11 protein-coding genes and 1 pseudogene are annotated in these 11,616 nt (G+C 73.0%); 5 read left to right on the top strand and 7 right to left on the bottom strand.

Going from position 1 to position 11,616, the window contains the following annotated elements:
- Positions 1–213: pseudogene (locus tag ABZW03_RS27585) on the top strand (NADH dehydrogenase subunit D); the annotation flags it as partial.
- A 48-nt stretch (positions 214–261) separates the two neighbouring features.
- Here the strand turns inward: ABZW03_RS27585 and ABZW03_RS27580 are convergent.
- Positions 262–810, bottom strand: coding sequence for a hypothetical protein (locus ABZW03_RS27580; protein WP_355263713.1), 549 nt, complete (start codon positions 808–810; stop codon positions 262–264).
- Between the two features lie 290 nt (positions 811–1,100).
- Between ABZW03_RS27580 and ABZW03_RS27575 the strand changes: the two genes are divergently transcribed.
- The gene (locus ABZW03_RS27575) at positions 1,101–1,415 is read left to right on the top strand and encodes a trypco2 family protein (RefSeq protein WP_355263710.1); all 315 of its coding nucleotides are present in this window, start codon (positions 1,101–1,103) and stop codon (positions 1,413–1,415) included.
- A 27-nt stretch (positions 1,416–1,442) separates the two neighbouring features.
- On the top strand, positions 1,443–4,733 hold the full coding sequence (locus tag ABZW03_RS27570) for a tetratricopeptide repeat protein (protein ID WP_355263707.1): 3,291 nt from the start codon (positions 1,443–1,445) through the stop codon (positions 4,731–4,733).
- A gap of 139 nt (positions 4,734–4,872) precedes the next feature.
- Here the strand turns inward: ABZW03_RS27570 and ABZW03_RS27565 are convergent, their stop codons facing one another.
- Positions 4,873–5,568, bottom strand: coding sequence for a type 1 glutamine amidotransferase domain-containing protein (locus ABZW03_RS27565; protein ID WP_355263704.1), 696 nt, complete (start codon positions 5,566–5,568; stop codon positions 4,873–4,875).
- 236 nt (positions 5,569–5,804) lie between these two features.
- On the opposite strand from ABZW03_RS27565, the gene ABZW03_RS27560 reads away from it, so the two are divergent.
- Positions 5,805–6,695: a LysR family transcriptional regulator gene (locus ABZW03_RS27560; protein ID WP_355263716.1), complete on the top strand. Its 891-nt coding sequence runs from the start codon at positions 5,805–5,807 to the stop codon at positions 6,693–6,695.
- Positions 6,696–6,915: 220 nt separating this feature from the next.
- On the opposite strand, the gene ABZW03_RS27555 is transcribed toward ABZW03_RS27560, so the two are convergent.
- Positions 6,916–7,407: a GNAT family N-acetyltransferase gene (locus ABZW03_RS27555; protein ID WP_355263701.1), complete on the bottom strand. Its 492-nt coding sequence runs from the start codon at positions 7,405–7,407 to the stop codon at positions 6,916–6,918.
- A 98-nt stretch (positions 7,408–7,505) separates the two neighbouring features.
- Between ABZW03_RS27555 and ABZW03_RS27550 the strand changes: the two genes are divergently transcribed.
- Entirely contained in the window at positions 7,506–8,480 is a 975-nt protein-coding gene (locus tag ABZW03_RS27550) for a LysR substrate-binding domain-containing protein (protein WP_355263698.1), read from the top strand.
- 47 nt (positions 8,481–8,527) lie between these two features.
- On the opposite strand, the gene ABZW03_RS27545 is transcribed toward ABZW03_RS27550, so the two are convergent.
- From ABZW03_RS27545 to ABZW03_RS27530, 4 genes are read right to left on the bottom strand one after another with little or no spacing between them, the layout of a single operon-like run.
- Entirely contained in the window at positions 8,528–9,037 is a 510-nt protein-coding gene (locus ABZW03_RS27545) for a hypothetical protein (RefSeq protein ID WP_355263696.1), read from the bottom strand.
- Positions 9,037–9,426, bottom strand: a complete 390-nt coding sequence (locus ABZW03_RS27540; RefSeq protein ID WP_355263693.1) for a hypothetical protein — start codon at positions 9,424–9,426, stop codon at positions 9,037–9,039. The genes ABZW03_RS27545 and ABZW03_RS27540 overlap by 1 nt, the downstream gene beginning before the upstream one ends.
- Positions 9,423–11,018 (bottom strand): hypothetical protein, encoded by a 1,596-nt coding sequence (locus ABZW03_RS27535; protein WP_355263690.1) that lies wholly within the window; start codon positions 11,016–11,018, stop codon positions 9,423–9,425. Before ABZW03_RS27535 ends, ABZW03_RS27540 begins: the two co-directional genes overlap by 4 nt.
- Positions 11,015–11,329, bottom strand: coding sequence for a hypothetical protein (locus ABZW03_RS27530; RefSeq protein ID WP_355263688.1), 315 nt, complete (start codon positions 11,327–11,329; stop codon positions 11,015–11,017). The genes ABZW03_RS27535 and ABZW03_RS27530 overlap by 4 nt, the downstream gene beginning before the upstream one ends.
- Positions 11,330–11,616 lie beyond the last annotated feature (287 nt).

Here is an 11,616-nt window from a genome sequence, read left to right as displayed (position 1 = left end):
GGCCAGGCGTACGCGGCGGTCGAGTCGCCCAAGGGCGAGCTGGGCGTGCACGTGGTCAGCGACGGCGGGACGCGCCCGTACCGGGTCCACTTCCGCGACCCGAGCTTCACCAACCTCCAGACGATGGCGGCGATGTGCGAGGGCGGGCAGGTCGCGGACGTCGTCGTCGCGGTGGCGAGCATCGACCCGGTGATGGGAGGCGTGGACAGGTGAGAACGCACCTGGTCGGTCTCGCCTGCCCGACGCGTGCAGACCGACGACCTACGCCTCGTCACCCGGCTCGGCGTCGTCCAAGGTCTCGCCGAACCGCTCCAGCGCCTCGACCGGCCCGCAACCGAAGGCGCGGCCGATGTACTCCCAGGTCATCATGCTGCTGCGGGCCTTGCGGCCGGCCAGCAGCGCGGTCGAACCGGCGGCGCGCTCGAAGCGGGCGGCCGCACGGGCGGCGGCGTACGGCCGGCTCTCCGTCAGGTCGCAGATCCGGTCCACCAGCGCCGCGACCAGCTCCTCGACCTCGCGCGGCACCACACCCTCGACCAGGTCGACGTGCCACTCCCAGTCCGCGAACGGCCCGTCGGCCTCGCCCACCGCCTCGGTCGCCGCGTCGTCACCGAAGTCCAACAGGTGCGTCCGCTCGCCCCGCCAGCCGCAGCTGCAACCGCCGCGCACCGCAGCGGCCCGAGGACCGTCCGCACCGTTGTAGAGCCACCAGGTGGTGCGCCCGTCCGGCAACGGCGCCGGCTCGCTGCCGTCCGCCAACACCGCCGCCGGGAAACCCTCGTGGCGCCTCGTCTCGTCAACCCATGGCATGCCGTGTCCCTCACGTCCCTGGAGTACAGCACCACCAGGGTTCTCGGCCCGTGACACAGTGTCAAGTCCTCGCGACAACCGGTGCTCCCCCCGCTGCACGCCACCCCCCGCCTCGACCCCTTCCTCCTCGCCGTCGCCGCGTGCCGGACCGGGGGGTCGAGAGTGGCGTGGCGCACGGTCAAAGGCCTTGCACGGCAATTCTGTTGTGTTGCACCCCGACTGTGATGGGTATCACTCGGTCAGGGCGGTGAAGGCCGACGAGTGGGAACGTTCTGCTGTGGGGGAGGAACGTGGACGCGGCATGGACCGGTCTCGCCGAGGCGATCCAGCAGTTGCGCGCCGAACTGGACGCGGCGACGGCCGAGGGTGACGGGAAGCGGCTTCGGTTCGAACTGGGCCAGATCGAGTTGGAGTTCCAGGTGGAGCTCAAGCGGACCGGGTCGGCGGACGGGGGCCTGCGCTGGGGCATCGTGTCGGCGGGGGCGAAGGGCGAGCTGGCCCACGGTTCGGGCCAGCGGATCAAGCTCGTACTGCAACCGACCGACACCACGACCGGACGGGCCGCGGAGGTCGCCTCCCGATGGACCGACCCCGAGATCGGGTGACACCCAGGAGAGTCGGGGGCTTGTCGAATGGACCGCTGCCGGGTCGTCGAGGTGCTGTCCGAGCAGTCCCGGGGAAGCGGCTATCTGGTCGCCGACCGGCTGGTGCTGACCGCCGCCCACGTCCTGAGATCGGGTGAGGTCTTCACGGCCGAGCCCCGGGTGCAAGCCCTGGACGGTGAACGGCCGCTACGGGCCCGGACGCGATGGATCCGGTACGACGGGCCGGAGGAGGGCGTCGACGCGGCGTTGCTGGAGATCGTCGACCCGCGGTGGGTGCCGCCGGCGGGTCCGGCTCCGGTCGCGTGGGCGCGGATCTCGGACGTCGAGCCCGGCCACCGGGTGCAGGTCGGCGGGTTCCCCGACGCGATGGCGGGCCGCCGGCGGGACGTCGACCAGGTGCTCGCGACGGTGAACCCGCTGAGCGGGGCACGCTCCGGACGGCTCCAGCTCACGGTGGCGTCCGCGCCGATCCGGACGCGGGACGGACGTTCGGGGTGGGCGGGCATCTCGGGCGGGCCGGTCTGCACGCTGGCGCGGGACGGCGTTCCGTCGGCCCTGCTCGCCGTGGTCGTGGTGGATCCGCTGCGCTACTCGGACCGGCTCGCCGCCGTCCCGGTCGACGCCGTTCTGGCGGACGCCGCCGTGGCCGAAATCCTTCGCCGACATGGCCTGGTCGACATCAACGTGTCATCGTATTCGGGCACTGACCATTCGTCAGCCATCCGATCGACACTGGCGGCAGCCATGCGAACCCTTCCCCGAGACCTCTCCACCTTCGTCGGCCGCGAGCACGAACTCGCCCGGCTGAGCGACGCGGTCATCGGGGCGAGCGGTACCGAACGGGTCATCGACATCCACGCCATCGGCGGCATGCCGGGCGTCGGCAAGACGGCGCTCGCCGTCCACCTCGGCCACCGGCTCGCCGACCGGTTCCCGGACGGGCAGTTGTTCCTGTCCCTGCACGGCCACACCCCCGGCCAGTCCCCGGTGGATCCGGCCGACGGCCTGGTCGCCCTGCTGTCGGCCAGCGGCGTGTCGCCCGAGCTGATCCCCGGCGGCCCCGACCCGCAGTCCACCATCGACGCCCGGGCCGTCCTGTGGCGGGACCGGATGGCGTCGAAGCGCGTGCTGCTCATCCTCGACGACGCGGTCGACCACCGGCAGGTCGAGCCGCTGCTGCCCAACGCGGCCGGGTCCCTCGTGCTGATCACCAGTCGGCGCCGGCTCTCGGCGCTGCCGGACACCGTGGTGCTGTCCCTCGACGTGCTGGACGAGGCGACGGCCGTCGAGATGCTCTGCGCGCGGTCCGGACGGACGGCCGAGGGGGCGGAGGCCGCCGCCGCGGCCGTCGTCGAGCACTGCGGTCGGCTGCCGTTGGCGATCGGCCTGGTCGCGGGCCGCCTGCGCAACCATCCCACCTGGTCCTTCGCCCACCTCGCCGCCGACCTGGGCCGGGCCAGGCGGCGGCTCTCCCGCCTGCGAGCCGGCAACGTGGCCGTCGCGGCGGCCTTCGAGCTCTCCTACCGGGACCTGCCGGCGGACCGCCGAACGCTCTTCCGCCGGCTCAGCCTGAACCCGGGCACCGAGTGCGACGCCGAGATCGCTGCCGCACTGCACGGCACGGACCCCGACAACGCGGCGGACGAGCTGGAGTTCCTGTACGACGACCACATGCTCATCGAGTCCGCGCCGGGCCGCTACCGGATGCACGACCTCGTCCGGGAGTACGCGGGCCTGCTCGCCGACGAGGACGAACCCGCCGACCGGGACGAGGCACGGGAACGGCTCTTCGCGTTCCTGGAGGAACGTGCCGTGGCTGCCGGTGCCGCCCTCGCTCCCGGCGCGGCGCCCGGGGGCCACGGCGCGGATGCGGCCCGAGCGGCCCGGGACTGGCTCGACACCGAGATCGCGAACCTGCTGGCCTGTGCCCGGTACTGCGCCGACCACGGCCACCCCGACCGCGTCGTCGTGCTGGCCCGTGCGCTCAGCGGCTTCCTGCGGTTCGTCGGGCCCTGGGACCAGGCCGTCGCCCTGCATTCCGCGGCGGCCGAGTGCGCCCGGGAATCGGCGCAGCCCACCCTCCAGATCGAGGCGCTCACCAACCTCGCGCTGGTGCGGCGCCTGGCCGGCGACTACCGGGGAGCGGCGGACGAACTGCGTGCCGCGACGGCCGTCGCCCAGGCCGTCGGGGACCGCCGGCTCGAAGCGCGGGTGCTGAACGACCTCGGCGCGGTCCACGGCCAGACCGGCGACTATCCGGCCACGATCGCCGCGCACGACGAGGCCGTGCCGATCTTCCGCGAGAACGAGGACCGCGCGGGCGAGGCCAGCGCTCTCAACTACCTCGGCGTGGCCCACCGTCTGGTCGGCCGCTACGAGGAGGCCAAGACGGAACTCGCCCGCTCCGCCGAACTCTTCCACGGCCTCGGGGACCGGCGGGGCGAGGCCGTCGCCCTCGCGAACCTCGGGATCGTCCACCGCCAGACCGGCCACTACGACTCCGGGACCAGCCTCGTCGAACAGGCCCTCACGCTCTCCAGGGAGATCCGCGACCGCCGAGGCAGCGTCTACATCATCCACGCGCTCGGCGTGCTGCGGTTGCTCACCGGCCGACCGGACGAGGCGTGCGACCTTCAGAGCGAAGCCCTGCGCACATCGCGCGAGCTGGGAGACCGCCGCGGTCAGGTCTACAGTCTGAACTACCTGGGGGCGGTGCACCGGTCCGTGGGCGATCCGGCCACCGCGGCCCGGGCGCACCAGGAGGCGTTGGACCTCGCCCGGGAGCTGGGCGACCGGCGGGCCCAGTCGCACGCGCTGCGCCACCTGAGCGCGGCCTACCGGCTCCAGGGCGAGCTCTTCCCGGCCAGCACCGCGGCGGAGGGCTCCCTGCTCATCGCGGAGGAGCTGGGCGACCGGCGGGGTCAGGGGAACACGCTCCGCACCCGCGCCGAGGTCCGTACGGCCTCGGGCGAGCGCGAACTCGCGGCCCGCGACCTCGCCGACGCGCTCGACCTGGCACGGGCCATCGGCGACCGGCACGGCGAGGCCCAGGCCCTGAACGCCCGAGGCGGCCTGCGGCGTCCGTCGCACGCCTCGTCCGCGCTGGCCGACCACGAATCGGCACTTCAACTGGCCCGCGACATGGGAAACCCGGGCCAGACGGGCGCGGCCCTGCTCGGCGCCGCCCGGTGCGAGCGTGACCTCGGGCGGGTCGACGCAGCCGAGAATCACCTGCGCGAGGCATTGGCGCTCTACGAGAGCCTCGGCTCCCGGGAAGCACCGTCCGTCGCCGCCGAACTCGCAGCCCTGCGGGCCTGAACGGACTGCGCCTCCTCCCCCTTCCGGACCACCCGGGGCCGCAGCACCGCGCGCGGACCCGTCGTTCGCCGCCTCGAAGCGGCCGCGGCGGGTCTCCCGGAACCTGCCGCTTCGGCGCCCCACGCGGTGCCCGCCGGGGTCAGGCCAGCTTCTTGAGCAGTTCGGCGGCGAGCGGGGCGGAGGAGGCCGGGTTCTGGCCGGTGACCAGGTTGCGGTCGACGACCACGTTCGGCACCCACGGCTCGCCGACCAGGACGTTCACGCCGGCCTCGGTGAGGCGGTCCTGGAGCAGCCACTTCGCCTTGTCGGCGAAGCCGGCCTGGGTCTCCTCGGCGTTGGTGAAGGCGGCGACCTCGTAGCCGGCGAAGGCGTTGGTGCCGTCGGCCCTGGTGGCCGCCAGCAGCGCGGCCGGGGCGTGGCAGACCACCCCGAGCGGCTTGCCGGACTCCAGGACCCGGACGAGGAGGCGGCCGGAGTCGGCGTCGACGGCGAGGTCCTCCATGGGGCCGTGGCCGCCGGGGTAGAAGACGGCCGCGTAGTCGTCGAGGGTGACGTCCTCGATCGTGACGGGCGACCGCAGCTCGCCGAAGCCGGCCAGGGCGTCGGCGATGCGGTCGGCGTTCTCCTGCCCGCCGTTGACCTCGGGGGCGAGGCTGCCCTTGTCGACGGTGGGAACCACACCGCCGGGGGTGGCGACCACGATCTCGTGACCGGCCGCCTTGAAGGCCTGGTACGGAGCGACGGCCTCCTCGGCCCAGAAGCCGGTGGGGTGCTCGGTCCCGTCGGCCAGCGTCCAGTGGTCGGCGCCGGTGACGACGAAGAGGATCTTCGACATGAGGTGGTTCTCCGGGGGTGCGGATCCCGTACGGGCCGTAGGGATCGGGGACGGTACGTCGCCGCCGCCGACGCCTCCGAAGCGCTGACACGTCGGACGCAGTTCGTCAGTGCGGTGACGTCCTCGAAGGTAGAACCCCTGACCCATCGGAATCCAATAGGCTCGCACATGTGAGAGATAGGGATTTCGATGGACAGCCGGGAACGCCGCCACCGCAGGGGAACGGCCTCCTCGATCTGAACCTGCTGCGCACGTTCCTCGCCGTGTACCGGGCCGGCGCCTTCACCGCGGGCGCCCGCATGCTGGGCCTGTCCCAACCGACGGTGACGACACAGATCCGCTCCCTGGAGAGCCAGCTGGGCCGGGAGCTGTTCGAACGACTGTCGCGCGGCGTCGCCCCGACCCCGTTCGCCGACGAGCTGGCCGCGCGGGTCATGGAGCCGCTGGACGCCCTCGGACCGGTCAGCGGCGGCGCCCTCTTCGGCGAGAGCGACGCGGAGCCCGTGCATCTGGCCGGGCCCGCCGAGTACCTCACGCACTGCGTGATGCCGACGCTCGCCCCGCTCGTCGACAAGGGGGTGCGCCTGCGCGTCGCGTTCGGCCTCACCGACGATCTGCTCGACGGACTGCGCGCGGGCCGGCACGACCTGGTGGTGGCCACCCTGCGCCCGCGCGGCCGCGCGCTCGCCGCCGTACCGCTGGCCGACGAGGAGTTCGTCCTGGTGGCCGCGCCGTCATGGGCCGAACGGATCGGCCCGCGCCTTGCCACCGAGGGGCCGGCGGTCCTGCACGGAGTGCCGCTCGTCTCGTACGCCGAGGACCTGCCGATCGTCCGCCGCTACTGGCGCCACGTGTTCGGCAGGCGCTTGACCTGCCGGCCGACCGTCACGGTCCCCGACCTCAGAGCGGTCAAGGAGGCCGTGGTCGGCGGCGCCGGATTCAGTGTGCTCCCCCGCTACCTGTGCGCCGACGAGCTGGCCGCAGGCACCCTCGCCCTCCTCGACGAGCCGGACGACCCGCCGATCAACACCGGCTTCCTGGTCCAGCGCCCGGGATCGTCCACGAATCCCCATGTCGCGCTGGTCCGCGACCACCTGCTGCGCTCCGCCCGCGAGGCCCGTCCGTAGGAGCCTGACCACCCGCGGGGCAGCGTCTCGACCGCGAGCAGGCCGACGAGTCGCCGGCGCGGGGCACGCTGTACGGAGCGCTGGTGGTGCCGGAGGGCCGCACGGCCTCGGTCACCGGCTCGACGGCTCCGGGCGGCCGGGGGCCGGCTCCGGCCCGGCCGGTGCGGACGGTTCTGACGGTTCTGACGGTTCTGACGGACCGGTCGGCGGGCCCGGGAGCTCAGCCCAGTTCCATGAGGATGTCGGCGCGGGCGTAGTAGTCGGCCACCGGGAGCCGGTCGCGGGTGATCCTCACGAACCCGGCGTCCTCGTAGAGGTGGACGGCGGCGGCCAGCCTGCTGTTCGTGCCGAGGAACAGCCGGGCCGCACCCAGGTCCCGGGCCCGGCCGATCGCCGCGGCCACGAGCCGGCGGCCGATGCCACGCCCCTGCGCGCCGGGGGTGACGGCCATCTTCGCCAGCTCGAACACGGCGTCCGGGTGCGCCAGCAGCGCCACGCACCCCACGGCGGTTCCGCCGTCCGGCTCGCGGGCCAGGAGCACGTCGCCGCCCGGGTCCACGATCCGGCCAAACGGGTCCCCGAGCACGGCCCGGTCCGCCTCCTCCAGGGTGAACAGCCGCGAGATCCACTCCTCGTTCAGCGCGCGGAACGCGTCGGCGTCGCCCGGCGAGGCGATCGAGGAGACCACGGGCGGGGCGGAGGCGTACGGCATGGGGCGGGTTCCTTCCCTGGATGACACCACGCCAGCCTGCGGCCGGGCCGACCCAGGTGTCCAATACGTGCATCGGCCGCCATCCATAGGCTGGAGATATGGATCAGCGAATCGAGCTCCGGCATCTGCGCTACTTCCTGGCGCTGGCCGAGGAGTTGCACTTCGGCCGCGCCGCCGGCCGGCTGCACATCGCCCAGCCGGCCCTGTCCCAGCAGATCAGGCAGCTGGAGAGGATCGTCGGCGTCGAGCTGTTCCGGCGGACCTCCCGGAGCGTCCGCCTCACCGACGCCGGGGTGACGTTCCGGCCGCGCGCCAGGGACCTCCTGGACCGGCTGGCCGCCGATCTGGACGAGGCCGGCCGGGTCGGCCGCGGCGAGGCCGGCCGCCTGGACGTCGCCTTCATCACCTCCGCCGCCGCGATCGTCAGCGAACGGCTCCGCGCCTTCGCCCTCAGCCGCCCGGACGTCCGGGTCAGGCTGCACGACGGCTTCACCGTCGACGTCCTCACGGCCCTGGAGCGCGGCACCGCCGACGTCGGGATCGTCCGGGACGCCGAGGACCGCGACGACATCGACCTCGCCCTCCTCGCGACGGAACGGTTCGTCGCGGTCGTCCCCGCCGACCACCCCGCCGCGGAGGGGGACCGGGTGGAAGCGGCGGCGCTGGCCGCCGACCCCCTGATCCTGTTCCCGCGCTCGGCGGGAGCCCGCGCGTTCGACGTGAACACCCGGCCGATCCGCGACACCGGCAACGACGTCCGGATCACACAGGAGTGCTCGAACTGGCACACCGTCATCACGCTCGTCGCCGCCGGCCTGGGCGTCACCATCGCCCCCCACAGCGTCACCGCGCTGCTCCCCGCGGGCGCCCGGCGCCTCGAACTCGACGGGCCGCCCGCCATGAGCCAGGTCTTCCTGGCCACCCGCCGAGGGGACGACCGCCCCCTCGTGCGGGCCTTCGTCGCGGTGTCCGAATCCGTGGGGTCCGAATCCGTGGGGTCCGAATCCGTGGGGTCCGAATCCGTGACGGGCCGGGGCGAAGGGGCGACCGACGGGGCCGCGCCGGTCCGCTGAGCGCTACGGCCCCTCGGCCGCGCCATCACCGAGCAGGCGTGTGACGTTCAGCGGACGGTGACCTGGACGCTCTTGGAGATGTCGCACCGCTCCCCCGCGTACTTCGGTACGCCGGCGCGGCAGCCGCCCTCGCCGAACAACCACGTCAGCGTGGTGGTTCCGGGCGCCAGGGCACTGAAGGTCAGGTCGAACTCGGCGCCGCAGCCCGCCTTCGGCGGGTCCGTGGGGCAGGGGCTGATGACGAAGTCCTTGCCGGGCCGCAGCACGGTGCCGTCGCCCGCCGAGTAGAGGTACCACTTCTTCTGCAGGGCGCCCCCGGTCGTCCTGACGCCGAGCCGCTGTCCGACCTCCAGGGTCACCGCGCTGGTCGGATACGGAGCGGTGGCGTTCGACGCCTTCTCGGGGAGGGGCACCTCCACCTCCGGTCGGGTGGCGGTGGCGGTGGCGGCCGTGGTGCCGCCCGGGCCCGAGTCGGACCACCAGCCGCCGAGGTAGGAGGCGAGCAGCAGGGCGCCGGCCAGGAGCGCCGCCACGCCGGCGATGACGGTTCGGCGCATCAGCTGCCCTCTTCCCGGACCCGGCGCCGCATGGTGATCAGGAGCGCGACCTCGGCCAGCCAGCGGGCGAACAGGATCTCGCGCCCGAGGTCGGCCCCGCCGGCCGCGGCCGCGCGCAGCCAGCCGCGGACCAGCTCACCCGGTTCCCGGCCGATCACCGGCTCGGGCAGGTCGAGCGCGCCGGCGAAGCCGCCGGCGCGGACGTACTGGGCCAGGACGCCCAGCGGGTGCGGGCCGATGTGCAGGGCCTCGGCCTGGTAGGACGCGGCGATCGCCGCCTCGCCGAAGAGCACTCGGCGCGGGACTCCGTCGATCAGCAGGCCGCGGGTGACGGCGGCCTCGACGTCGTAGCCGGTCATCAGTTCGATGTCCGGGAGGATCTCGGTCATTTCGGCAGCTCCGCTCCGTAGGGCCGGTTGATGTTCGTCGTGCCCGTGAGGCCACCGTCGTTCAGGTGGTTGTGGATGAACTGGTCCTCGGTCACCCACACCGACTGGCCCCACGGGTTGTAGACCTGCAGCCGGTCGCCGTCCCGGGCCACGATCACCATCTGGTGGTAGTTGCCGTTCGCGCCCTTCGCGGCGCTGGCCTCGTCGAAGGCGCAGAACGGCACCGGCTTGCCCTCGTCCAGGGCCTTCTCGATCCGGGTGACTGCCGCGCGCCGGTCGTCGTCGGTGTCCAGGTTGACGTACTCGTAGGTCGAGCCCGTGGCCTTCCCGAGGTTCTGGTTGGCGAGGAAGGTGTTGCCCTTCGGTCCGATCCCGCCGTTGTTCTCCGGGTAGATCTTCTGGCCGCCGTCGGCCACCTGGCCCTGCTGGTACTGGCCGATGAAGAGCTGCTGCAGGCGCTGCTTGAAGTACTCGGGCGAGTCGGACCCCGGGACGTCGGTCATGTTGCCGGTGGTGAGCTGGAGCATCGTCACCGGGTCGATCTTGAGGCTCGCGACCACCGTGGAGGCGGCGACGCAGTCGTTGACGTCGCGCTGGCTGTAGACGTCGTAGCCGTCGAGGATCTCGGCGCCCTTGTAGGTCAGCCCGGTCGCATGGGTGGTGGACTCCCCCTGCAGGTCGTCCGATCCGAGCGCCGGAACCAGGTGCTCGGACAGCCAGCGCGGGTCGTCCCCGTGAGGGTGGATCAGCGCGTCGAACTTCTGGACGTCGGCCACCGAGTGGCCGGCCGCCAGGGCCTTCCAGAGGTAGGCGGCCTCCTCCGGCGACTTCGCGCCGGACAGCAGCTTCTGGAACGCGAGCTGGTCGGCGCCGTTCATCACGGACATGATCTGCTCGGCGCGGTCGAGCTGGCCGGCCGTCAGGATGTAGTCGCCGTCCTCACCGCCGCCGGGGCCCTTCTCGTTCGCCAGCACCAGCGCCGCGAGCGGATCGATCGACCCCTGTCCGGCGCGCTCGGTACGGGCCCTGGCGGCGAGCTGGTTGAGCATGCTCGCGGCGCGGGTGCCGCTGCTCTCCGCCCGCTGGGCGGCCGAGATCCTGGTTCCCACGGCCGTGTTGGCGGGCTCGATGGCGGCAATGGCCTTGCTCATGTCGAAGGCGTCGTGGGCGAGCGAATTCCGCACGTTCTCCAGGGCGGTCACGCCCTGCGCGTCAGTGCTCCGAGCTCCTTCCAGATTGTCCGCCCAGGCGTTCAGCTCGGTGGCCGCCTGCTCCAAGGACTTCTGGGAGACGCCGAGTTCGTTCACCAGCGCCCGGACGGACTGGGTGGCGTTCTCGGCGACCGAGCCGGTCCAGGCGTTCGGCAGCCGATTGTCGGCGACCTCCCTCAGGTCGGTGGACGCCTTGGCGTAGGCCTTCGCGGTTTCCGCGTACGCCTTGGCCCGCTCACGTATCACGCCCGGGTTTCCGGCCGGCCCGGCCACGGCCAGGGCCTTGTCGATCGCCTTGAGCAGTGCGAGTCCGACGTAGAAGCTGGAGCCGGGGTGAGCGATGGCCTGCTGCGCCTTCTGCAGGTCCGCGACCTTGCTCATCGGGACTGCGCCGGGGCCAGCGATGCGGCGATCTTCGCCTCCGCGGCGCGGTAGTTGGCGCTGGTGGCCGACATCTTCTGGACCAGTTCCGCCACGGCACGCTGGGTGACGTGCAGTTCCTGGTCCCAGTTGGTGTCGAAGCCCGCCCACGCCCGGTCCACACCGAACTCGCCGAAGTCGGCGGACTGGTAGAGCTTCTGCGCGGTGTAGGCCTGGTTGGCCGAGGCCAGGTCGGTTGCGACGTTGTTGAGTGCCGTGTTTATGTGGTCCAGCGCGTCGGGCTGGACGGTGTACCCCACCGAGTCGGACATCGGCTGCTCTCCCCCAAGAAGCTCCATGGCTCGCCGTAATCGAACGAGCACGGTCGACGAGCATAGACGCCGCGGGGGAAGTGTCGGTTGCGGGGCAGTCCAGCCAACCGAGTTCGGCGCTCGTCAACCCAGGTGGATACCGGCGAAGGGCCCGGCGAAGCCCAGGGCCACCCGCGCGGTGTCGGGGGGGGGGGGCGGCCCCCCCGCCGGGCGCCCCCCCGCGGGGGTGGGGGCGGGGGGCCCCGGGAGGGCGGGGGGGCCGGGCGGGCGCGCGCCCGCCCGGGGTA

Source organism: Kitasatospora sp. NPDC004799 (assembly GCF_040609095.1).
Classification (GTDB): domain Bacteria; phylum Actinomycetota; class Actinomycetes; order Streptomycetales; family Streptomycetaceae; genus Kitasatospora.
Note: the sequence above shows the minus strand (reverse complement) of the source record. Positions and strands in the feature narration are given on the sequence as shown.